Source organism: Streptomyces sp. NPDC001348 (assembly GCF_053597535.1).
The window spans coordinates 227,084-248,248 of the sequence record NZ_JBSFIK010000004.1 but is presented as its reverse complement, the minus strand read 5'-3'; the positions used below and the strand labels follow the sequence as shown (position 1 = coordinate 248,248).

At 71.2% G+C, this 21,165-nt stretch carries 21 protein-coding genes; 9 read left to right on the top strand and 12 right to left on the bottom strand.

Annotated features, from left to right (window positions below):
* The first annotated feature begins 87 nt into the window (after nt 1-87).
* The 3 genes from ACWC21_RS06320 to ACWC21_RS06310 all read left to right on the top strand — a co-directional run bounded on the left by ACWC21_RS06320 (nt 88) and on the right by ACWC21_RS06310 (nt 3,144).
* Complete coding sequence (locus ACWC21_RS06320; protein ID WP_450878818.1) at nt 88-909, top strand: RNA polymerase sigma factor SigF; 822 nt, start codon at nt 88-90, stop codon at nt 907-909.
* Nucleotides 910-1,255: 346 nt separating this feature from the next.
* Nucleotides 1,256-2,182, top strand: coding sequence for an RNA polymerase sigma factor SigF (locus tag ACWC21_RS06315; protein WP_450878695.1), 927 nt, complete (start codon nt 1,256-1,258; stop codon nt 2,180-2,182).
* A 206-nt stretch (nt 2,183-2,388) separates the two neighbouring features.
* Nucleotides 2,389-3,144 (top strand): hypothetical protein, encoded by a 756-nt coding sequence (locus ACWC21_RS06310; RefSeq protein ID WP_450878693.1) that lies wholly within the window; start codon nt 2,389-2,391, stop codon nt 3,142-3,144.
* Nucleotides 3,145-3,154: 10 nt separating this feature from the next.
* Here the strand turns inward: ACWC21_RS06310 and ACWC21_RS06305 are convergent, their stop codons facing one another.
* Nucleotides 3,155-3,352 carry a hypothetical protein gene (locus ACWC21_RS06305; RefSeq protein WP_450878691.1) on the bottom strand — a complete coding sequence of 66 codons (198 nt, stop codon included), beginning with the start codon at nt 3,350-3,352 and terminating at the stop codon, nt 3,155-3,157.
* Nucleotides 3,353-3,557: 205 nt separating this feature from the next.
* On the opposite strand from ACWC21_RS06305, the gene ACWC21_RS06300 reads away from it, so the two are divergent.
* The 3 genes from ACWC21_RS06300 to ACWC21_RS06290 all read left to right on the top strand — a co-directional run bounded on the left by ACWC21_RS06300 (nt 3,558) and on the right by ACWC21_RS06290 (nt 7,542).
* Nucleotides 3,558-4,049, top strand: a complete 492-nt coding sequence (locus tag ACWC21_RS06300) for a MarR family winged helix-turn-helix transcriptional regulator (protein ID WP_450878689.1) — start codon at nt 3,558-3,560, stop codon at nt 4,047-4,049.
* Nucleotides 4,050-4,069: 20 nt separating this feature from the next.
* Nucleotides 4,070-6,625 (top strand): MFS transporter, encoded by a 2,556-nt coding sequence (locus ACWC21_RS06295; RefSeq protein WP_450878687.1) that lies wholly within the window; start codon nt 4,070-4,072, stop codon nt 6,623-6,625.
* 95 nt (nt 6,626-6,720) lie between these two features.
* Entirely contained in the window at nt 6,721-7,542 is an 822-nt protein-coding gene (locus ACWC21_RS06290) for a YceI family protein (RefSeq protein ID WP_450878685.1), read from the top strand.
* Between the two features lie 25 nt (nt 7,543-7,567).
* Here the strand turns inward: ACWC21_RS06290 and ACWC21_RS06285 are convergent, their stop codons facing one another.
* Both ACWC21_RS06285 and ACWC21_RS06280 read right to left on the bottom strand, forming a co-directional pair.
* On the bottom strand, nt 7,568-8,266 hold the full coding sequence (locus ACWC21_RS06285; RefSeq protein ID WP_450878683.1) for a GAF and ANTAR domain-containing protein: 699 nt from the start codon (nt 8,264-8,266) through the stop codon (nt 7,568-7,570).
* 85 nt (nt 8,267-8,351) lie between these two features.
* Nucleotides 8,352-9,071, bottom strand: a complete 720-nt coding sequence (locus tag ACWC21_RS06280; protein WP_450878681.1) for an ANTAR domain-containing protein — start codon at nt 9,069-9,071, stop codon at nt 8,352-8,354.
* Nucleotides 9,072-9,304: 233 nt separating this feature from the next.
* Here ACWC21_RS06280 and ACWC21_RS06275 point away from each other — a divergent pair, with 233 nt between their 5' ends.
* Both ACWC21_RS06275 and ACWC21_RS06270 read left to right on the top strand, forming a co-directional pair.
* Entirely contained in the window at nt 9,305-9,658 is a 354-nt protein-coding gene (locus ACWC21_RS06275) for an STAS domain-containing protein (protein ID WP_450878679.1), read from the top strand.
* Nucleotides 9,659-9,698: 40 nt separating this feature from the next.
* A complete protein-coding gene (locus ACWC21_RS06270) occupies nt 9,699-10,169 on the top strand; it encodes a PPOX class F420-dependent oxidoreductase (RefSeq protein WP_450878677.1) in 471 nt (156 codons plus the stop codon).
* Nucleotides 10,170-10,182: 13 nt separating this feature from the next.
* On the opposite strand, the gene ACWC21_RS06265 is transcribed toward ACWC21_RS06270, so the two are convergent.
* The 8 genes from ACWC21_RS06265 to ACWC21_RS06230 all read right to left on the bottom strand — a co-directional run bounded on the left by ACWC21_RS06265 (nt 10,183) and on the right by ACWC21_RS06230 (nt 19,960).
* Entirely contained in the window at nt 10,183-10,941 is a 759-nt protein-coding gene (locus ACWC21_RS06265; RefSeq protein ID WP_450878675.1) for a TetR/AcrR family transcriptional regulator C-terminal domain-containing protein, read from the bottom strand.
* A 155-nt stretch (nt 10,942-11,096) separates the two neighbouring features.
* On the bottom strand, nt 11,097-13,349 hold the full coding sequence (locus tag ACWC21_RS06260; protein WP_450878673.1) for an ArnT family glycosyltransferase: 2,253 nt from the start codon (nt 13,347-13,349) through the stop codon (nt 11,097-11,099).
* A complete protein-coding gene (locus ACWC21_RS06255; RefSeq protein WP_450878671.1) occupies nt 13,346-14,893 on the bottom strand; it encodes a glycosyltransferase in 1,548 nt (515 codons plus the stop codon). Before ACWC21_RS06255 ends, ACWC21_RS06260 begins: the two co-directional genes overlap by 4 nt.
* Nucleotides 14,894-14,907: 14 nt before the next feature.
* A complete protein-coding gene (locus ACWC21_RS06250) occupies nt 14,908-16,560 on the bottom strand; it encodes an ATP-binding protein (protein WP_450878670.1) in 1,653 nt (550 codons plus the stop codon).
* On the bottom strand, nt 16,557-17,297 hold the full coding sequence (locus tag ACWC21_RS06245; protein WP_450878668.1) for a response regulator transcription factor: 741 nt from the start codon (nt 17,295-17,297) through the stop codon (nt 16,557-16,559). The genes ACWC21_RS06250 and ACWC21_RS06245 overlap by 4 nt, the downstream gene beginning before the upstream one ends.
* Nucleotides 17,298-17,527: 230 nt before the next feature.
* A complete protein-coding gene (locus ACWC21_RS06240) occupies nt 17,528-18,400 on the bottom strand; it encodes a DUF2797 domain-containing protein (protein ID WP_450878666.1) in 873 nt (290 codons plus the stop codon).
* Nucleotides 18,401-18,529: 129 nt separating this feature from the next.
* Nucleotides 18,530-19,504 (bottom strand): BRO-N domain-containing protein, encoded by a 975-nt coding sequence (locus ACWC21_RS06235; protein ID WP_450878664.1) that lies wholly within the window; start codon nt 19,502-19,504, stop codon nt 18,530-18,532.
* 66 nt (nt 19,505-19,570) lie between these two features.
* Nucleotides 19,571-19,960, bottom strand: coding sequence for an HGxxPAAW family protein (locus ACWC21_RS06230; RefSeq protein ID WP_450878662.1), 390 nt, complete (start codon nt 19,958-19,960; stop codon nt 19,571-19,573).
* 133 nt (nt 19,961-20,093) lie between these two features.
* On the opposite strand from ACWC21_RS06230, the gene ACWC21_RS06225 reads away from it, so the two are divergent.
* Nucleotides 20,094-20,588 carry a MarR family winged helix-turn-helix transcriptional regulator gene (locus tag ACWC21_RS06225; protein ID WP_450878660.1) on the top strand — a complete coding sequence of 165 codons (495 nt, stop codon included), beginning with the start codon at nt 20,094-20,096 and terminating at the stop codon, nt 20,586-20,588.
* A gap of 9 nt (nt 20,589-20,597) precedes the next feature.
* On the opposite strand, the gene ACWC21_RS06220 is transcribed toward ACWC21_RS06225, so the two are convergent.
* Nucleotides 20,598-21,128 carry a hypothetical protein gene (locus tag ACWC21_RS06220; RefSeq protein ID WP_450878658.1) on the bottom strand — a complete coding sequence of 177 codons (531 nt, stop codon included), beginning with the start codon at nt 21,126-21,128 and terminating at the stop codon, nt 20,598-20,600.
* Between the last annotated feature and the right edge of the window lie 37 nt (nt 21,129-21,165).

Sequence of the window (21,165 nt, the reverse complement as noted above, 5' to 3'; positions counted from 1 at the left end):
CACGGGGTTATGCGGTGCTTGCACACAGTGCACATGTCTTGTGATGCTATGACCGCCTTTTGACGGAGGACCGATGAAGAGGTGGCGTTGACCGTGTCGGCCAGTACTGCGCCGCCCCAGGAGGAGGCACCCGCTCCGGAGAAGCGCCGCGGCGCCGACACCCGCGCGCTCACCCAGGTGCTCTTCGCCCAGCTCAAGGAGCTGACGCCGGGGAGCCCGGAGCACACCCGGATCCGCGGGGCGCTGATCGAGGCGAACCTGCCCCTCGTGCGGTACGCGGCCGCCCGCTTCCGCTCCCGCAACGAGCCCATGGAGGACGTCGTCCAGGTCGGCACCATCGGCCTGATCAACGCCATCGACCGCTTCGACCCGGACCGGGGCGTGCAGTTCCCGACCTTCGCGATGCCGACGGTGGTCGGCGAGATCAAGCGGTACTTCCGGGACAACGTCCGCACCGTCCACGTACCGCGCCGGCTGCACGAGCTGTGGGTGCAGGTCAACAGCGCCACCGAGGACCTGACCACCGCCCTGGGCCGCACCCCCACCACCGCCGAGATCGCCGAGCGGCTGCGCATCAGCGAGGAGGAGGTGCTGTCCTGCATCGAGGCCGGCCGCTCCTACCACGCCACCTCGCTGGAGGCCGCACAGGAGGGCGACGGACTGCCGGGACTGCTCGACCGGATCGGTTACGAGGACCCGGCCCTGGACGGGGTCGAGCACCGCGACCTCGTACGCCATCTACTGGTCCAACTCCCCGAAAGAGAACAGCGAATTCTGCTGCTGCGCTACTACAGCAATCTCACCCAGTCACAGATCAGCGCGGAACTCGGCGTCTCCCAGATGCACGTGTCCCGCCTCCTCGCACGCAGCTTCCAGCGACTGCGTTCCGCAAACCGGATCGAGGCATAGGCAACCTGGGAATACGCACGAGGGGCGCAGGGGGCGCACCGGAGTGCGCACGGGATCACGCGGGGTATCACGGATAAGACTCGCAAGCAGGATCGAGTCATAACCGGCGCGAGCGAATCACTCAGCGGGGAACTTCCCGACAGTTGTGCCTCGAAATACCGTCAGACCCCTTCTTTCCAGGGCCGATTCGCTTCCTGTGTGTCGACATGTCACTACAGCGTGTTGCCGACATGTGACATTCTGCGGGAAGCGCGTTTGCCGTGGCTTCGGCTCCGGTATTCAGGTGAGGGCTGCGTTCCTTCGTCCGAGCGCAGCCGCGACCGTCCCGCGACCCAAAGGGGGTGGCATGTCCGCAGAACAGGGCAGCTCGAAGGTGCTCACGCCCACCATGAGCGAGGCAGCACCCAAGGAACTCGATGCGCTCGACGTGATCGACGACGTCACGCCCCTCGAGTCCGCGCAGGCCCCGGCCATCCCGGCCGCCGACACCCCGGCCCTGCCGGCCTCGGCGGACATCGACACCCGCACGCTGTCCCGCTCCCTGTTCCTGCGGCTCGCCGCGCTCGACGAGAACAGCCCCGAGCGCGCCTACGTCCGGGACACGCTGATCGAGCTCAACCTCCCCCTCGTCCGGTACGCGGCGGCCCGCTTCCGCAGCCGCAACGAACCGATGGAGGACATCGTCCAGGTTGGCACCATCGGCCTGATCAAGGCGATCGACCGCTTCGACTGCGAGCGGGGCGTGGAGTTCCCGACCTTCGCGATGCCCACGGTCGTGGGCGAGATCAAGCGGTTCTTCCGCGACACCTCCTGGTCGGTCCGCGTCCCGCGCCGCCTCCAGGAGCTGCGGCTGGCCCTCACCAAGGCCAGCGACGAGCTCTCCCAGAAGCTGGACCGCTCCCCGACGGTGACCGAACTCGCCGCCGTCCTGGGCGTCTCCGAGGAAGACGTGGTGGACGGCCTGGCGGTCGGCAACGCCTACACGGCGTCCTCGCTGGACTCCCCCGCCCCCGAGGACGACGGCGGCGAGGGCTCCCTGGCCGACCGGCTCGGCTACGAGGACACCGCCCTGGAGGGCGTGGAGTACCGGGAGTCCCTGAAGCCGCTGCTGGCCAAGCTCCCGCCCCGGGAGCGGCGGATCATCATGCTGCGCTTCTTCGCCAACATGACCCAGTCCCAGATCGGCGAGGAGGTCGGCATCTCCCAGATGCACGTCTCCCGGCTGCTGACCCGGACCCTGGCACAGCTGCGGGACGGCCTGATCTCGGACTGACCGCCCCCCTTCCCGTCTGACGGATCGTCAGCCAGTATGGCGTGATGCTTCGAGTGACGGGAGCGACGGGTCCGACAGGGCCCACGGGTCCGACAGGGCCCACGGGTCCGACAGGGCCCACGGGTCCGACAGGGCCGACAGGGCCGACAGGATCGACAGGGCCGACAGGATCGACTCATGGCCGCCGGTGCGCCGTCGTCACGGCAGTGTCGGCGGCCGTCGTCTGTCTCGGCGCGGCCCTGACCGCATGCGGAAGCGGCGGTGGCGAGGGTTACGCCGCGGTCGGTCCGGTGGGCGGCACGCCGGGCGCGCTGCCCACCGCGGCCCTCACGGACGCGGTGACACTGGTGCCGCTCGACAGCCCTGCGAAAGGCGGTGGCAGGACCCCCGGCCGGGACGGCGGCGCTCCTTCGGCGAGCGACGCCCCCTCGGCGGGCGGCGGCGCTCCTTCGGCGAGCGACGCCCCCTCGGCGGGCGGCGCCGCACCGGGGCGCCACACCGAACGGTCCGGCTCCGGCGGGAGTCCCGGCCCCGCTTCACCCGGTACGGAGGGAGTCCCCGGGGCCGGTCGGAGTACGGCCCCGAAGCCGTCCGTTCCCCCGTCGGGACCACCCCCTTCGGCGCCGAAGCCGCCGCCCTCCACGCCCGCTCCCGGCCCCGCCGCCCTGAACTGGAGCGAGCCCACCCGCGAGCCCACGGACAAGCGCTGGTGCGAGGACGTGACCGTGGACTTCCACAACTCGGGCGGCCAGGCCGTGCGTTCGGGCACGGTGAGCTTCGGGACGCACATCGTCGACGCGCTCGGCACCGACTGGGCGACCGTGGGGTCGGCCGGGGACCTGCCGGCGCCGATCGCCGCCGGGGCACGGAAGGAGCACACCTGGACGGTGTGCGTCGACGCCTGGAGGGTGCCTCTCGGCATGCACGTCGAGACGCGCGACGTGCACGTGGAATGGAAGTAGCCGACAGCGGCTACGCGAGCGCGAGCCAGGCCACCGCCGCCACGACGACGATCGCCGCGACGACGCCGACGATCAGACCGACGCGGGGACCGGACGAGGTGGCCGCCTGCTGCTGCCGCCCCTGAGGGGCCTCGTCGACGAACGCGCGGAACATCTGGGTGCTGCCGGCGGGGTCGTAGTTGCCCTGGGGGCCCTGGGTGTTAGCCATGGCCCGAGACATTAGCGAATCGCGGGGGACGGCCCAAGTGGGGGGCCGGGTACGGGGCCATGCACTCGGCCGCCCCACCCACCTGCGTGTTTACGGACGCCATACTTGCCTTTGCCAATTTTTTGTCTCGCCGACCCCGATTATGTTTGCCTGCGGCAACCAACCAGTTCTATGGTTGCCACAAGCAACGAATACGGGAGGTGTGATGGCGCAGCAGACGCAGTTCGAAGAGCTGGCGCGTCAGCTCAGCGCCTTCGGCGCCGTGAAACGGGACCTGGGACGGATCCTGCCGCCCGACTGCCCGGCCGGTTCCGCCGGCGTGCTGACGCTGCTCGGCCGGCACGGGGACATGCGCATGAGCAAGCTCGCCGAGCTGCTGGCCGTGGACATGTCGGTGACCAGCCGGCACGTGACGCATGTCGCCGAGCGGGGCTGGATCGAGCGGGCACCCGACCCGGCGGACAAGCGCTCGCGCATCCTGCGCCTCACCCCGGCGGGCGAGGACAAGGTCTGCGAGCTGTCCCGGCGCAGCAGCGAGCTGCTGGCCGAGCGGCTGAGCGACTGGACCGACGAGGAGGTGGGCCAGCTGATCCGCCTCATGACCCGGCTCAGGGCGAGCTTCGGCGACTGCCGGACCCCCCACAGACCACCGGCCGCCACACCCGTACTCGAGACGACCACCCGTACACCCGCATAAGACGTAGGAAAAGGAAGCCCATGGCAACGACCACACCAGCCGGTGTGCGGGCTCACGCCAAGCACGGGGGAGGCGCAGGCGCCGACGCCCCGATGACGCACCGGCAGATCATGGAGGCGATCTCCGGGCTGCTGCTCGGTATGTTCGTGGCGATCCTGTCGTCCACGATCGTCACCAACGCCCTGCCGCACATCATCAGCGACCTCGGCGGCGGCCAGTCCGCCTACACCTGGGTCGTCACCGCCGCCCTGCTGTCGATGACCGCGGCCACTCCCCTGTGGGGCAAGCTCGCCGACCTGTACAGCAAGAAGGCGCTCGTCCAGATAGCCCTGGTCATCTACGTGCTGGGCTCGGCGGCCGCCGGCCTGTCGCAGAACCCCGGCATGCTGATCGCCTGCCGTGTCGTGCAGGGCATCGGCGTCGGCGGTCTGTCCGCCCTGGCCCAGATCGTCATGGCGGCGATGATCTCCCCGCGTGAGCGCGGCCGTTACTCCGGCTACCTGGGTGCCACCTTCGCCATCGCCACCGTGGGCGGCCCGCTGCTCGGCGGTGTCATCACCGACACCTCGTGGCTGGGCTGGCGCTGGTGCTTCTACGTCGGCGTGCCCTTCGCCGTCATCGCGCTGATCGTGCTGCAGAAGACCCTGCACCTGCCCGTGGTGAAGCGGGACGTGAAGGTCGACTGGGGCGGGGCGTTCTTCATCTCCGCCGCCGTCTCCCTGCTGCTGGTCTGGGTCACCTTCGCCGGTGACAAGTACGACTGGGTGTCGTGGCAGACGTACGCGATGGTCGGCGGCTCGATCGTCCTCGGCGCGCTGTTCGTGCTCGTCGAGTCCAAGGCGAGCGAGCCCATCATCCCGCTGCGCCTGTTCAGGAACAGCACCATCACGCTGGCGTCGCTCGCCTCGCTGTTCGTCGGTGTCGCGATGTTCACCGGCACGGTGTTCTTCAGCCAGTACTTCCAGCTCGCCCGCGACAAGTCCCCGACGATGTCCGGCGTCATGACCATCCCGATGATCGGCGGTCTGTTCGTCTCCTCGACCGTCTCGGGTCAGTTCATCACCCGCACCGGCCGCTGGAAGGCCTGGCTGGTCAGCGGTGGCGTCCTGGTGACGGCCGGCCTGTGCCTGCTGGGCGGCATCCGCTACGACACCGACTACCGGAAGATGGCCATCTTCATGGCGCTGCTGGGTCTCGGCATCGGCATGATGATGCAGAACCTGGTGCTCGCCACGCAGAACCAGGTGGCCCCGTCCGACCTCGGCTCGGCCAGCTCCACGGTCACCTTCTTCCGCTCCCTCGGCGGTGCGGTCGGCGTCTCCGCCCTCGGCGCGGTGATGTCGCACCGGATCACGCACTACGTCCAGGACGGCATCTCCGCCCTGAGCCCCAAGTACCAGGCCGCACTGGCCGGTTCGGGCTCCACGGACAGCATCCCGGACATGGACAGGCTGCCCGCGCCGCTGCGCACGCTCCTGGAGAGCGCCTACGGCCACGGCATCGCCGACGTCTTCTACATCGCGGGTGGCCTCGCGGCCATCGCCTTCCTGATCACCCTGTTCATCAAGGAGGTCCCGCTGCGGACGAAGGGCGCGCTGGCGCAGGCCGCCGAGACCGAGGCCGCGCCGGTCGACCCCGCCGCCGCCCCGGCCGTCGCCGAGGCCCAGGCCCCGGCCGCCGAGGTGTCCGAGCCCGCCGGAGAGGAGCGGGTGCCCAGCTGGGCCGCCGCGACCGCCGGCACCGAGACCGGCCCCGAGGGCACGCGGCGCCTCGCGGCCGTCGCCACGGTGGCCGCGCCCGAGCAGTCCGCGTCCGGCGGCACCCCCCTGCACGGCTTCGTCCGCGGCGCCGAGAGCGCCCCGGTCCCGCAGGCCGCGGTCACCCTGATCTCGCTCTCCGGCCGCCAGCTGGGCCGCTCGGTCGCGCAGGCCGACGGCTCCTACACGCTGAGCGCCCCTGGTGCGGGCTCCTACGTCCTGATCGCCTCCGCCGACGGCTACCAGCCGCAGGCGTCCACCGTGCTGGTGGGCGAGGAGCCGGTGTCGTACGACATCCTGCTCAGCGGTACCAGCGGGCTGAGCGGTGTGGTCCGGGCGGCCGGGAGCGCGCTGCCGGTCAAGGACGCCATGGTGATCGTCACCGATGTGCGCGGCGATCTGCTGGCCACCGGCAACACCGGTGAGCAGGGCGACTTCGCCTTCACCGAACTGGTGCCGGGCGTGGTGACCGTCGCGGTCAACGCCGCCGGTTTCCGGCCGCGTGCCCTGCCCGTCGAGATCGGCGCCACCGGCGTCACCCGGCTCGAGGTCGACCTGGACGCCGGCGCCCAGCTCCAGGGCGTCGTACGGGCCCCGCACGGTCCGCTGGCCGACGCCCGCGTGACCCTGGTGGACGCGGCGGGCAACGTGGTCGGCACGGCCACCACCGGGGCGGACGGGGCGTACGCCTTCGCCGACCTGGACAGCGGCGAGTACACCGTCATCGCGACGGGCTACCCGCCGGCCGCCACGGCGCTGACGCTGTCCGGCACCGGAGTCGACGACCACGACATCGAACTCGCCCACCCCGGCGAGTAGTCCACGGCCGGCCCGGGGCAGCCCGCGCTGCCCCGGGCCGGCTTCCATGTGCGCGATTTATAGCGCTATTCAGAGCTTTTCAGGGAGTTGACGGGATGGGACTGACCGCGAGGATCCGTACCCGCGACGGTTGGGCCGTGTCGCACGCGGTCGTCACGGTGACCGACATGACGGGCACCCAGGTACTGCGCGCCGAGGCGGACGCCGAGGGCGCGGTGCGGGACACCACCGAACTGGCGCCGGGAGCGTACACGGTGATCGTCACGGCCGTCGGGTACGCGCCCGCAGCCGCCAGCGCGCTCGTCACCGCCAGTGGGCGGGCCGAGGTCGGGACGGTGACGCTGGCCCGGCAGGGCGGCACCGAACTGCCCCCGCCCGGACCGTGGACCATCGACCCGGCGCACTCCTCGGTGGCCGCCGTCGCCCAGCACCTGGGGATCTCCAGCGTGCACGGCCGGTTCAGGGACTTCTCGGGCTCGATCGAGATCGCCCCCGACGACGTCACCAAGTCCCGCGTCCAGGCGGTCATCAGGGCCGCCTCCGTCGACACGGGCAACGACACCCGTGACACCCACCTGCGCTCGGCCGACTTCCTGGACGTCGAGCGGCACCCCGAGATCACGTATCACTCGACGGGACTGAAGGCCACCGGCTCCGACCGCTGGACCGTGCACGGCGAGCTGGCGATGCACGGTGTCGTCCGCCCCGTCGACCTCGACCTGGCCTACCTCGGCACCGGCGCCGACCCGTGGGGCGGCACCCGCGCGGCCTTCCGGGCGACGGCCCAGCTGCACCGCGAGGACTTCGCGATGAACTACAACCAGGTCCTGCAGGCCGGCATCGCGGCCATCGGCACGACGCTGAAGGTGGAGCTGGACATCCAGGCCGTACAGGGCGAGTCGCTGCCGCTCGGCTGAGCCGCCACCGCTCGGCCGGGGAGCGCTACGCCGAGGGCGGCGGGGTGCCGCCGACCCGGGTCACCAGATCGGTGCACAGGTCGCGGAGCTTGACGTTGCGGTCCTGGGAGGCGCGGCGCAGCCGCTCCAGGGCGATCCGGGCGTCGACCCGTTCGCGGGCCATCAGGATGCCGATCGCCTGGTCGATGACGCTGCGGGAGAGCAGGGCCACGCGCACGTCGGCGGTGGACTGCTGCTCACGCTCGATGTGCAGGGCGACGTTCACCGTGTCCGCGGCCCGCTGCGCGAAGTTCCTGGCCTGCTCGAGGCCGGACTCCAGCGCGCCCGGCCCGGCGGCGTAGAAGTTGAGGGCCGCGCCCGTCTCCCCCTCGACGTCCAGCGGCAGCGCCAGCACACTGCGGACACCGACGGAGAGCGCGTACGCCCGGTACGCCGGCCAGCGGGTCTCCCGGGCCAGGTCCGGCGCGTACTGCTCCTGCCCGGTGCCGGCGGCGTCGACGCACGGGCCCGAGCCGTTCTCGTACTGCCGCTGGTCCAGTCCGCCGGGCATGCCGCCGCTGCCCGCCAGGGTGAGCAGCCGGTCGGCGCGGCGCACGGTGACGCTGCACGCCACCACGCCGGGCACCTCGTGCACGGCACGGTCGGCCAGATCGCGCAGCAGCGTGTCGAGACCGCCGCTGCGCGCCATCGCCCGGTCCAGCGTGTCGGGGGTCTCAGGTCTCATGGCCTATCGGATATCCCGTCATCGCCCGCCGAAGCAGAGTGTGGGCCCCTTCACGCCTCCCCGTGCCGGGCCGGGCCCGTCCCCCTCAGGCCCCTTCCTTGTTGCCCACGATGCGACGGGCCAGGTCACGCAGCTTGACGTTCTCCCGCTGGGAGGTGCGGACCAGGCTGTCGAAGGCCTCCGCCGCGTCGATGTCCAGGCGTTCCATCAGGATGCCGGTGGCCTGCCCGATCAGGTCCCGGGTGCGCATCGCCTCGGTGAGCTGCTCGCGGACGGTCACCGACTGCAGGGCCAGGCTGACGTGGGCGGTGAACAGCCGGCCCACCCGGGTGCTGGCCTCGTCGAAGGCGCGCGGCTTGCGGGAGTAGGCGGTCAGCACGGTGAGCCGGCGTCGGTCGGCACGCAGCCGCAGGGAGAGGACCGAACGCAGCCCCAGGTCCGACAGCAGGCCACCGCCGCCGTCGGTCCCGATGTCCTCTATCCGCGCCACCGGCGCGTGCCACAACTGCTCCCAGTGCGGTGCGCCTTCGGTGCCGCCCGGTGACTCGGCGGTCCGTACCACCTCGTCGGTCCAGGCGATCGTACGGCGCAGGTCGCCGCGCTCGATCTCGGAGATCCCGGCGTGCTCGGCTCCGGGCAGCAGGTCGACCGCCAGATTGACCGCTGTGCGCAGGGTGCCGTCCGGGGTGGTGGTCTCGTGCAGTTGCCGAGCCGCCACGGTGAGCGCCTCGGCCAGCTCGAAGCCAACCGGCAAACCGGGCACATCGGAAAAGTCAGACGCAGTCACCACGAACCTCTTCGGCATGCAAGGCCTCACGGCCATGCGCAGGAGAGCTCCGCAGCACATTCCCGACTGCGAGCACAGGACGAACAGCACTCTAGCTGCTCTGTTGCCGGAAGGTGACCTTCGCCCGACGACCCGTCGGCGCGCTTCCGTGACCGCACGACGCGTGGTGGAATGGGCCGCGGGTCAGGAAGCGGCCTCGTTCCGTTCCGTCAGGAATCCGGACGACGACCGTCTGCCCTCAGGTGAGTGCCGTGACCTTCCTCCCGACTCCCCGCGACCCGAGTGGCCTGCCCGGCCGCACCCTGCTCACGCTCCCCCCGGAAATCGACTTCTGCAACGCCGACGACCTGCTCGCCCACGTGCTGTCCGTCTCCCGCGCCCGCGCCGGCCGGCTGCACGTGCTCGTGCTGGACCTCACGGACACCGGCTTCCTCGACTCCCAGGGCGCCCGCCTGATCCACGAAGTACGCCGCCTTCTGCCCCCGCACACCCAGGTACGCGTGGTGGCCCACCCGGGAGAGCTGCCCGGCCGCGTCCTGGAGCTGACCGGCGTACGCCGCGACGTCCCGGTGTACGACGACCTGACGGAGGCCCTGACGGCGTAGTGGACTCGGGATCCGGGCGGCGGCGGCCTACGCTGGCCGTATGGCACCGAACATCGCGACCAACACCGCCGTGTCCCTCGACGAGTTGCTGGACTTCGTACGCCCACGCCACCACGCGATCCTGCTGACCCGGCGGACCGACGGCGGACCCCAGGGGTCGCCGCTGACCTGCGGGGTCGACGACTCGGGCCGGATCGTCGTCTCCACCTACCCCGAACGAGCCAAGACCCGCAACGCCAAGCGGGACCCGCGGGTCAGCCTGATCGTCCTGAGCGACGACTGGAACGGCCCCTGGGTCCAGATCGACGGCACCGCCGAGGTCATCGACACCCCCGACTCCGTCGAGCCCCTGGTCGAGTACTACCGCAACATCGCCGGCGAGCACCCGGACTGGGACGAGTACCGGCAGGCCATGGTCAAGCAGGGCAAGTCCATCATCCGCATCACCCCCGAACGCTGGGGCCCCGTCGCCACCGGCGGCTTCCCGGCACGACTGGTGAGCGGGGAGTAGCCGCGGGGCCCGGTCAGCCGTGTTCCACCATCGCCTCGATGCCTGCCACCAGCAGGTCCAGGGCGAAGGTGAAGTCCCGCTCCAGCATCTCCTTGACCGTGTCGCCGCCGCGGGCCGCCATGATCTCCTCGGACTCGGCCAGGAACACGGCGGCCTCGCCCGGCGTCCCGGTCACCGCGCTCATGGCCTGCTGGAAGTAGTCGTCGGGGCTCAGTCCGGTGTCCGCGGCCCGCTCGGAGAAATGCCCCTCGACGGTGCCGTAGCCGTACACGAACTGGAACACGGCCGAGATCGCACCGGTCACCCCGTGCGCGGGCAGCCCCGCCCGGCGCATGACCCGCTGCAGCACTCGCGAGAAGGCCAGCGAGTTCGGCCCGATGTTCAGGAACCGGCCCACCAGCGGCGACAGCCAGGGATGCCGCACCAGCAGCCCCCGGTACTCCCTGGCCAGCGCCCGCACCTGGTCCCGCCAGTCCTCGTCCGCGGCCTCCGGGTCGGGCAGCCGCAGCTCGCCGAGGGCCGCGTCCAGCGCCAGCTCGAGCAGGTCGTCCTTGGTGTCGACGTACCAGTACAGGGACATCGCGGTGACGTTCAGCCCGGCGGCCAGCCGCCGCATGGAGAGTTTCGCCAGTCCCTCCGCGTCCAGCAGCCGCACGGTGGCCTCGGTGATCCGGTCACGGTCCAGCCCTGAGGGCTGCCCTCGTCCGCCCCGGCGCGGTTTGCCCTCCAGCCAGACACTGGACCGCGCAGACCGCTCGCCAGCCTTCGCCATCGGCGCACCTTCCTCGACCTGTGGGGCCACTCTCCACGATGCCAGAGCCGTACCCCGTCCGCGGCCGCGTGCCCCGGTCGACACGAGGGAGGCGGTGGCCCCTCGGCCACCGCCTCCCCCCGCGAACCTCCGCGAACCGGCCTCCGCGACAGCCGTCAGCTACCGGTCTTCCGCGTGAGGTCGTAGAAGGTGGCCGAACCGACCGTCACCTTCTTGAAGTTGCTCTGGACCCACGAGGTGATCTGCGACGACGTGCCGCTGTTGCCGCCACCGCCCATGCCGCCGCCCGAGATGAAGTAGTGGATCCTGCCGTCCTCCACGTACTTCTTGAACTGGGCGAGCGTCGGCGACGGGTCGGTGCCGTTGAAGCCGCCGATCGCCATCACCGGGTCACCGGTGGCCAACTGGTAGCTCGCGGCGTTCTGGGAGCCGATGGACGCGGCGACCCAGGTGTACCTGCCGGCGTCCGCCGCGAGCAGCTTCCTGGCCTCGGAGCCGACGCCGGCCCCGTTCAGCAGACCGCCGACGCCACCGGCGCCGCCCATACGGCCGCCCTCACCCATCCGGCCGGCGCCGGGGAAGCCCCCGCCGTTCTGCTGGTTCTGGGTGGTGCCCCCGCCGTTCTGCTGGTTCCGGCCCGGCATACCGCCGCCGGGGAACCCGCCCGTGCCGTTGCCCTGCGGGCCCTGGCCCTGGGTGTTGCCGTTGCCGTTCCGCTGTCCCTGCGGGCCCTGGCCCGGCATGCCGCCGCCGGGACCGCCACGGCCGCCGCCCATCATGCTCGCGCCGGCCGGACCCGCCGTGACGATGGAACCGGTGTGGCCCTCCCGCAGCGTGCTGAGGGTGTACGCGGTCGGACCGGCCAGCGCCGCCACCAGGCCGACCGCCGCCGCACCGAGCGCCAGTCGGCGGGTCACCCGGCCGGCGAAGACCAGGCCGAGCGCGGCGGCCAGACCGCCGACCAGCACCAGCCACTTCAGCCAGGGCAGGTAGTCGGAGGTGCGGTTGAGCAGGACGTACCCCCAGGCCGCGGCCGCCACTACGGAGGCGGCGAGGGTGATCGACGCCCACGTCTCCTGCCGCTTCTCCCAGAGCAGCCCGGCGCCCATGCCGATCACGGCCGCGAGGTAGGGGGCGAGGGCCACCGTGTAGTACTGGTGGAAGATGCCCGCCATGTAGCTGAAGACCACCATGGTGATCAGCAGCGAACCGCCCCACACCAGGAACGAGGCGCGGGTGACGGAGGTCCGCCCCAGCCTCCGGGTGGCCACCAGGCCCGCGACGAGCAGCACCAGCGCGGCCGGCAGCAGCCAGGAGATCTGGCCGCCGACCTCGGAGTTGAACATCCGGTTCCAGCCGGTCTCGCCCCACATGCCGGTACCGCCGCGCGCGCCACCACCGCCACCGCCCACGCTGCCGGTCTCGTCGCCGCTCAGCCGGCCGAGGCCGTTGTAGCCGAAGGTCAGCTCCAGGAAGGAGTTGTTCTGCGAACCGCCGACGTACGGACGGGACGAGGCGGGCCACAGCTCGACGATCGCGACCCACCAGCCGCCCGAGACGACCAGCGCGGCCGTCGCCGCGGCCAGCTGCCCGAACCGCTTCCTCAGCGACACCGGCGCGCACACCGCGTACACGATCGCCAGCGGCGGCAGGATCAGGAAGGCCTGCAGGGTCTTGGCGAGGAACGCGAAGCCGATCGCCACCCCCGCCCAGACCAGCCACCTCGTACGGCCGTCCTCCACGGCCCGCACCACCAGGTAGCAGGCGAGGGCCATGAGCAGCGCCAGCATCGCGTCCGGGTTGTTGAACCGGAACATCAGCGCCGCGACGGGGGTGAGCGCGAGCACCGCACCCGCGATCAGACCGGCCGCGGGACTGAACCGGCGGCGCACCGCCGCGTACACCACGGCGACCGTGGCGACGCCCATGACGACCTCGGGCACCAGGATCGCCCACGAATCGAGGCCGAAGATCCGCACCGACAGCGCCATCGGCCACAGTGAGGCCGGGGGCTTGTCGACGGTGATGGCGTTGCCCGCGTCCAGCGAACCGAAGAAGAACGCCTTCCACGACTTGCTGCCCGCCTGCACGGCCGCCGAGTAGAAGGAGTTGGCGTAGCCGGAGGCGCTCAGGTTGTACAGGTACAGCAGGAAGGTGGCGGCCAGCAGGCCGAGGAAGGCCGGGCGCACCCAGCGCGGGTCCTCGGGCCGGCCCCGCCACAGTCTGCGGACGAAGGGCTGCTCGGGCTCACCCGCACCGGGCGCCGGGGCCGCGGACGGCCGCTGTGCCTGGGGCCGGCCCGGGGAGGCGGCCGGGGAAGCGGCCGGGGAAGCGGCGGCCTCGGCCGGACCCCAGCCGGAGGGACCTGTGCCCCCCGGGTGGGTGGGGTGGTCGGTGTCGGTGCTCATCGGGCGTCCCTCGGGTCGGTGTCGTGGGGACGGGCCGGCTGCAGCCGCATCGTCGCGTCCCTCCAGGAGCGGTCCGCGGCTTCACCGGCGCGGAACCGGGTCGTGTCGTACGTCGCGTCGTACTTCGTGTCATGAGTCGTGTCGTACGACGTGCCATGAGTCGTGTCGTACGTGGCCCGGGGCTCGCGGACCGCCGGACGCTGCGGCAGCGGGGCGTACGGACCCTGCTGCCGCGGAACCACCGTGCTGCGGCTCGCCGAGGACGGGTGGTGCCCGGTCACGGCCGTCGAGGCCGGGGCGGTCTCACCGCGGTCGGGGAACACCCACGCACGGAACAGCAGGAAGCGCAGCACCGTCGCCGCGAGGTTGGCGGCGATCAGCACCGCCAGTTCGGTGGAGTGCGCGGGGTCGGAGGTGGCCGCGTTCAGCGCGGCGAGCGAACCGCTGGTCAGGGCGAGGCCGATACCGAAGACCACCAGGCCCTGTGCCTGGTGCCGGACGGCCCCGCCCGGGCCGCGCACCCCGAAGGTGAGCCGCCGGTTGGCCGCCGTGTTCGCCACGGCCGAGACCAGCAGGGCCAGCGCGTTCGCGACCTGAGAGCCGGAGAACTGCCGGAAGACGCTGTACAGCGCCAGGTAGAACAGGGTGGACAGACCGCCGACGACACAGAATCCGACCAGCTGGCGGGCCAGCCCGTTCGGTACGTCCTTGATCTCCCGGTCGCGCGGGTCGTCGCCGAACGGCCGGGTGAGCCGGTCCAGCGGCAGCGAACCGGTGGTCAGGGCCCTGCCGATCCGCCACACGCCCTTGAGGTCGTCGGTCGCCGTCCGCACGATGTGCACCGTCGAGTCGGGGTCGTCGACCCAGTCGACCGGCACCTCGTGGATCCGCAGGCCCGCGCGCTCGGCGAGCACCAGCATCTCGGTGTCGAAGAACCAGCCGGTGTCCTCGACCAGCGGCAGCAGCACCTGGGCGACGTCACGCCGGATCGCCTTGAAGCCGCACTGCGCGTCCGAGAAGCGGGCCTGCAGCGAGCCGCGCAGGATGAGGTTGTAGACGCGGCTGATGAACTCCCGCTTGGGACCCCGGACCACCCGCGAGGAGCGGGCCAGCCGGGACCCGATCGCCAGGTCGGAGTGGCCCGAGATCAACGGCGCCACCAGCGGCAGCAGCGCGTTCAGGTCGGTGGACAGGTCGACGTCCATGTAGGCGAGGACCGGGGCGTCCGATGCGGACCACACGGTCCGCAGGGCACGGCCCCGGCCCTTCTGCTCCAGGCGGAAGTTGGTGACTTCCGGGACCTCCGCCTCCAGCCGCGCCGCCACCTGGGCGGTGGTGTCCGTGGACGCGTTGTCCGCGATCGTGATGCGGAACGCGTACGGGAAGGTGCGCGTGAGGTGCTCGTGCAGTCCGAGCACACAGGGCCGGAGGTCCTTCTCCTCGTTGTAGACGGGGATCACTACGTCCAGGACAGGCGTACCGGCGTCGCCGGCCGGGAGGTGCTCCCGCGCCGGCAGGGTGCCGGGAGAAGAGTCGGTTCGCATGGCGAAGACTCTGGTCAAGTGCCCTGTCGCACCCATGTGGTGGTGCTGTGGTGTGCCTGTGAGTGCGACTGCCGGTTCGTCTCGGGGGCCGGCCGCGGAGCGGCGGGACCGAGCGCGGGCAGGTGCATGGTGAACACCGTCCGCCCCGGCACGCTGTCCACGGTCACCGCGCCACCGTGCGCGGTGGCGACCGCCTCCACGATGGCGAGGCCCAGGCCGGTCGAACCGGTCGCCCTCGACCGCGCGGAGTCGCCGCGCGCGAACCGCTCGAAGACGTGCGGCAGCAGATCCGGCGGGATGCCCTGGCCGTTGTCCTCGACGTCCACGCACATCCAGGGACCGCGCCGCTGCACGCGCGCGGTGATGGTCGTCCCGGGCGGGGTGTGCTTGCGGGCGTTGCCCAGCAGGTTGACCAGCACCTGCTGGATCCGCGCCGCGTCCGCCGACACCAGGGCGGGTTCGTCGGGCAGGTCGAGCCGCCAGTTGTGGTCCATGCCGGCCGCCCGGGAGTCGCTGATCGTGTCCACGACCAGCGGGACGAGGTCGGTCTGCTCGAACTGCAGCGGGCGTCCGGCATCGAGCCGTGCGAGGAGCAGCAGGTCCTCGACGAGCAGGGTCATCCGCCCGGCCTCGGACTCGATACGCCCGAGGGCGTGCCGGGTGTCGGGCCCGACCTGCTCGCGTCCGCGCCGCGTCAGCTCGGCGTACCCGCGGATGGAGGCGAGCGGCGTCCGCAGCTCGTGACTGGCGTCGGCCACGAACTGCCGTACCCGCATCTCGCTCTGCTGGCGGGCGTGCAGCGCACCGTGCACATGGTTCAGCATCCGGTTGAGCGCCGCGCCGACCTGCCCGACCTCGGTGTGCGGATCCGTCTCCGACTCCGGGACCCGCTCGCTGAGGTTCACCTCGCCGGTGTGCAGGGGGAGTTCGGAGACCCGGGTGGCGGTGGCGGCGACCTTGCGGAGGGGGCGGGTGGCCACGCCGACGAGGACGTAACCGGCGATGACGGCGGCACCGAGGCCGGCGGCGGTGACGCTGACCTCCACGAGGATGAGGGTGTTGATGTTGGCGTCGACCTCGGCGGTGGGGAGGGCGACGTAGTACGCCTCCTTCTGGTCCTCGCTCGTCACGTACTTGACGCGGTACTCGCCGATGCCCGGGATGTTCACCGAGTGCTCGCGCTGGTCCTTCGCCACCGATGCCAGGGCCGCCTTCTGCGCGGTGTCGAGGCCGTCGGCGCTCATTCCCAGGAAGACGTCGTTGTCGTCGCTCCGCTGCCGGGAGACGGCGGCACTGGCGATCTTGCCCTTCTCCACATAGGCGGCGATGGTCCTGGGCGGATTCGGCGGCTGCGTGACGAACCTCGCGGCCTTGGCACTCGCCGGGGCATTGGCGCGCGACTCCGCAGGAGGCTTCTGTCCCCCTGCTGCGTCGCCGGGGGGCCGCTTGCCGCCCATGCGGCCGCCCACCGCGTGCATGCCGACCTCGTCCACCTTGCCGTCCAGTTGCTCGTACAGGTGGGACTTCAGCGCAAGGGTCGTCACGGTGCCGATCACCGCACAGACCACGGCGATCAGCACCACGGACGCGACGACGAGCCGCGACCGAAGGGTGCGCGGCTTTCCCGCACGTCGCTTCTGCGCACGCGGCCGTCGTCGCCCGCTCATGACGCGGCAGGCTTGATCAGATAACCGGCCCCACGCCGGGTGTGGATCATCGGCTCACGGCCCGCGTCGATCTTGCGCCGGAGATACGAGATGTAGAGCTCGACGACGTTGGCCTGACCGCCGAAGTCGTACGACCACACGCGGTCCAGGATCTGCGCCTTGCTGAGCACACGCCGCGGATTGCGCATGAGGAAGCGCAGGAGTTCGAACTCGGTGGCGGTGAGGTGGATGGAATCCCCCGCCCGCGACACCTCGTGGCTGTCCTCGTCCAGGGTCAGGTCACCGACCACCAGCACCGAGTCGGACCGCCGGTCGGCCGCGCCGGAGCGCCGGATGAGCCCGCGCAGCCTGGCCACGACCTCCTCCAGGCTGAACGGCTTGGTGACGTAGTCGTCGCCGCCGGCGGTGAGACCGGCGATACGGTCCTCGACCGCGTCCTTGGCGGTGAGGAACAGCACCGGCACGTCGGGCAGTTCCCGTCGCAGCCGCCCGAGGACGGTGAGCCCGTCCATGTCGGGCAGCATCATGTCCAGGACGACGGCGTCGGGCCGGAACTCGCGGGCCGCCTGGACGGCCCCCTGCCCGTCCCCCGCACTCCTGATCTGCCAGCCCTCGTAACGAAGAGCCATGCTCAGCAGTTCGGTGATCGACAGTTCGTCGTCCACCACAAGCACTCGGACGGGGCTCCCGTCCGGCCTCAGCAGTTCGGTGCGCCCCTGGGGCGAGGTCGTGGTCATGGTGGAAACCATGTCGGGAGCCTCTGAGAGGACGCTTTCCGTTATCTGTGATTTCCCTGAGAAACCCACAGGGATCTCTCAGGCAAGCGCCAACTGGCGGGTCTTTGCCAGCGGTTACGGCCCATTTGGCCCGCAGGCACCTGGGCACGTGCTCTGCGTCGCCTGTGCACACGCTGTACGGGAGCTGTCGGACACCTGCGTGCCCCAGAGTGCGTCGCCGCCCGGCGCCGTCAGAACAGGCCGTCCTGCACGCTGCTCGTACCGCTGACCCGCCGTGTGGGCACGGTCAGTTCACCGGTATCCGCCCGGACCAGCTCCCACCCGGTAACCAGCCTCGTATCGAGTACGACGACGCCGCCCCCGCCCGCCAGGTGCAGGTCCGGCCCGGCCGCCGCGACGAGCTCGCCGTGCACCGCACCACCCGGCACCAGCTCGGTCACCTCCCCGACGGCGGGTGGCAGCCCGGCCAGCCCGAACACCGCCCAGTGATCGACGGGTCGGTACGGCGCACGGGTCAGCGAGTCAGGCCAGCCGCCCAGCGCCACGGCCCGCGCGTGCAGCCCCCCGATCTCGGCCGCCCGCTCCTCCGCGGACCCGGGCAACGCGGAACGCACCGCCCGCTTCTCGGCGTACGGAATCCGGTCCGGTACGCCGAGCGCGGCGCGCAGCAACTCCTCGGTGCGCCGCGCCGCCATCAGCGGGCCGGTGCCCAGCCAGCTGAAGCAGACGGCGCCCTGCTCGAGCAGCCGTGCCGAGCCGCGCTCCACGGCGGTGATGCCGACCTTGACCATGCCGGGCCCGAACCACGCCAGATATACGCGGTAGGGCCGGGGATCGTCGGCGATCGTGTCCGCCGCCACCGAGTGCGCCCGATCCAGACGGGCGCACTCCTCGCACCGCGCGCCCCTGCTCCGCCCCGGCACCACCGCCCGCACCGGACAGGAATGCCCCCGCGCTCCCACACACGTCCTCGCTCCCCCTTCCGCGACCCCGAAGGCCACCCGCTTCCCCCACGGCAGCGCACTGCTCCGGCCGCCGTCCCAAACCAGCACCGGACCGTCCGCCGACCACCGCAGCCCCGAGCACTTCCATGCCTGTGCCATCACTCATCAGAGTAGGACGCCCCACTGACAACGCCCCGCGACGACCGCGAGGCGCTACGGTAGGCAGAGGCCCGAAGCCGCAACCTCGTTTTGCGACTTCGGGCCTGCTGCGTCGACCGCCATGGACCGCTAGGGCAGGACGTACACCGGTGCCCCGTCCGGCGAGCATCCCGTCTGCCGGATACACCCGCGCTTGATCAGCATGCGCACACAGTCACGCACCCGCTCCAGCGTCAGCCCCGTGCGCGCGGCGACGTCCTCCAGCTGGCACCGGGCCGGCCCCCGCACGAGCATCGGCGCCAGGTACGCCGCCACCGCGTGCACGTCCTCCGTCACGACCAGGTTCTTCGCCCGCCACCTGGCCAGCAGCGCCTGGGGCGTGAGTGAGGGGGCCTGTGTCGCGGGCGCGACCGACGACGGGAACCGGTGGGCGAGAAGGTCGAGCGTGTCCGCGATGCGGTGAAGCGCCTCTGCCACGGTCCGCTCGGTGGACCGGGACCGTTCCTCCATCCCGGCCAGATGCTCGTTGATCCGGCACAGCTCCTCGTTCCGCTTCCCCTGCGCCACCGCCAGCGCCTCGTCCGCCCGGATGTTCCTCTCCTCCAGCCGGACGATGGCGTCGGCCACCTGCTCGGGCATGAGGTACGCCGTGCCGCCGCCGGGAGCGGGTTGTACGGGAGCGGGGTCGAGGCTGTAGGTACCGTCGCGCTGGACGGTGGCGATGACCTCGGAGACCCACGCCTTGAACGGCAGGGACTCCCGTTTGGTGCATGCGTTGACCAACCTGATCAGTCCTTGGAGATTGACCAGATTCATGTCTCGCCGCCACTCTCGACCTGCGGGAACGCTGAGACCGTGCTTCTGGAGCACACTCTCGGCACTTCCGAAGTTGACCGTGTCGGCGATGTTCCGCAGAGCCGAGCCCACGTGTGCGTACCCCAGGTGCTTGCACAGGTCGACGGCGGGAAACCAATGTGTCCCGTCCGGCAGGGTCAGCCTGCGTACCCGTGCTCCAGTCGCCGCGTAGACGAAATCACTGATCTCGATCGCGTCGGACGTCGGTCCCGACGACTGCGCCGCCGGCATGTCGTTCTGCTCGTACATCGAGCATCACCTCCACACCGGAAGCTAGGAGCGCATACAGCCAACTCCCGTTCGTACGAGGTACATTCACTCGAAAGATGACAGAGGTACCGATTCCGCCAACTCGCCCCCCGCCCCGCCCAAGCCGACCGGCACCGCGGCCGCCGCACGCCGCGCGCGCCCCCGCCCCGCCAGCCGGCACCCCACGCACCCGGTGTGCCCCTCCCGCGCCAGCGGATCGCGCACCCGCATCCCCCACTGTTCCCGGGGCCGTACCCCAGGCGGCTTGCCCCAGCCGGAGAGGTGCAGTCCCCAGGTGGCGAGGACGCCGAGGACGACGACGGCGAGCCCGCCGCCCACGAAGGCGATCGATCCCGTACACACCCCCAGCCCCACGACCCCGGTCCCGACGACCGCGATGCCGAAGCCGGTCCAGCCGGCGATCGTGTGTCCCTCGTCGTACAGATGCGTGCTCATGTACCCGCCTCCCTCTCCCAGGGCATGCGTAGGCAGCAGAATCAAGCCGACGCGGGAGACAGTACGGTTCAGTTCCCTCACGTCGTAAGAAACTTAGCAGCTAAATCCCTCACGAACTAAGGGAATTCGAAGGATGCACGGCACGCCCCGCACGCCCGCCACCCCCGCCCAGGCGCTGGCCGCGATGGACGACCTCATCGCGGCGCACCTGATCGGACAGCAGGAACTGGCCCGGCGACTGGGCCTGAACGTCACGGACCTGACCTGTTTCGGCTTCGTCCTCGAGGCCGGCGACGACCTCCTCACGGCCGGTGACCTGGCGGCCCGCGCCCACGTCACCACCGGAGCGGTCACCGGGATCCTCAACCGCCTGCAACGCGCCGGATACGTCACCCGGCGCCCCGACCCCACCGACCGCCGCCGGGTCCGCGTGGCCGCCCTCCCCAAGGCGGTCGAGCGGGTCACCGCCGTGTACGCGGGGCACTACGCCCGCCTGAACGCCCTCTTCGCCGACTACTCGCCCGACGAACTCGCCGTCGTCACCGACTGGTTCACCCGCGCCACCGCACTCGCCCACGAGTACCTCGAGAAGCTGAACAAGGGCGAGTCCGGCGGCGGGGAGTGCTGAGCGGCCCCGTCAGCCGGCCTGCCTGGTCACGGCACGGATCTCGCTGGACGGCGAGTAGTTCCCGGCCGCGTCATAGGTACGGGCCCGGTACTCGTAGGTGCGCCCGTCGGCGGGCAGCGCGTCGCAGACGGTGACGAAGGCCGGGTCGCGGCGCGGGTCGTAGCCCTGGTGCGCCACGACGGACCAGGTGCCCGTACCCGCCTCGCGGCGCTCGATCTCGAAGCCGGTGAAGTCGCGGATCGGGGCCGGCGTGTAGTCGTTGGCGGTCGCCCGGATGCCGCCCTCGCAGGAGCCGACGAGGAGCTCCGGGGCTGCGGTGGGGGCTGTGCCGTCGGGAATCTCGAGCCAGAGCTCGTTGGTGGCGTAGGCGTCGAGGCCGCCCGGGTTGTAGGTGGTGGTGCCGTTGTCGTTGGTGACGAGGACGCGGTAGTGGCGCCACTCGCCGTCGGCCACGACCGGAGCGGTGGTCCAGGTGTTGCCCTTGGTGGTGCCGAGCGGCACCCACTTCCAGTCGCCGTCCACGTTGTCGTTGCTCAGCACCGTGTAATGGTCGAACTGCGGCTCGGTGTTGAGGGTC

What these genes read in the sequence shown, in the direction of transcription:
- ACWC21_RS06315 (WP_450878695.1), top strand. Translation starts at nt 1,256, where the DNA reads ATGTCCGCAGAACAGGGCAGCTCGAAGGTGCTCACGCCCACCATGAGC.
- ACWC21_RS06305 (WP_450878691.1), bottom strand. Translation starts at nt 3,352, where the DNA reads ATGGCTAACACCCAGGGCCCCCAGGGCAACTACGACCCCGCCGGCAGC.
- ACWC21_RS06300 (WP_450878689.1), top strand. Translation starts at nt 3,558, where the DNA reads ATGGCGCAGCAGACGCAGTTCGAAGAGCTGGCGCGTCAGCTCAGCGCC.
- ACWC21_RS06295 (WP_450878687.1), top strand. Translation starts at nt 4,070, where the DNA reads ATGGCAACGACCACACCAGCCGGTGTGCGGGCTCACGCCAAGCACGGG.
- ACWC21_RS06290 (WP_450878685.1), top strand. Translation starts at nt 6,721, where the DNA reads ATGGGACTGACCGCGAGGATCCGTACCCGCGACGGTTGGGCCGTGTCG.
- ACWC21_RS06285 (WP_450878683.1), bottom strand. Translation starts at nt 8,266, where the DNA reads ATGAGACCTGAGACCCCCGACACGCTGGACCGGGCGATGGCGCGCAGC.
- ACWC21_RS06280 (WP_450878681.1), bottom strand. Translation starts at nt 9,071, where the DNA reads ATGCCGAAGAGGTTCGTGGTGACTGCGTCTGACTTTTCCGATGTGCCC.
- ACWC21_RS06270 (WP_450878677.1), top strand. Translation starts at nt 9,699, where the DNA reads ATGGCACCGAACATCGCGACCAACACCGCCGTGTCCCTCGACGAGTTG.
- ACWC21_RS06265 (WP_450878675.1), bottom strand. Translation starts at nt 10,941, where the DNA reads ATGGCGAAGGCTGGCGAGCGGTCTGCGCGGTCCAGTGTCTGGCTGGAG.
- ACWC21_RS06260 (WP_450878673.1), bottom strand. Translation starts at nt 13,349, where the DNA reads ATGAGCACCGACACCGACCACCCCACCCACCCGGGGGGCACAGGTCCC.
- ACWC21_RS06255 (WP_450878671.1), bottom strand. Translation starts at nt 14,893, where the DNA reads ATGCGAACCGACTCTTCTCCCGGCACCCTGCCGGCGCGGGAGCACCTC.
- ACWC21_RS06250 (WP_450878670.1), bottom strand. Translation starts at nt 16,560, where the DNA reads ATGAGCGGGCGACGACGGCCGCGTGCGCAGAAGCGACGTGCGGGAAAG.
- ACWC21_RS06245 (WP_450878668.1), bottom strand. Translation starts at nt 17,297, where the DNA reads ATGACCACGACCTCGCCCCAGGGGCGCACCGAACTGCTGAGGCCGGAC.
- ACWC21_RS06240 (WP_450878666.1), bottom strand. Translation starts at nt 18,400, where the DNA reads ATGGCACAGGCATGGAAGTGCTCGGGGCTGCGGTGGTCGGCGGACGGT.
- ACWC21_RS06235 (WP_450878664.1), bottom strand. Translation starts at nt 19,504, where the DNA reads ATGTACGAGCAGAACGACATGCCGGCGGCGCAGTCGTCGGGACCGACG.
- ACWC21_RS06230 (WP_450878662.1), bottom strand. Translation starts at nt 19,960, where the DNA reads ATGAGCACGCATCTGTACGACGAGGGACACACGATCGCCGGCTGGACC.
- ACWC21_RS06225 (WP_450878660.1), top strand. Translation starts at nt 20,094, where the DNA reads ATGCACGGCACGCCCCGCACGCCCGCCACCCCCGCCCAGGCGCTGGCC.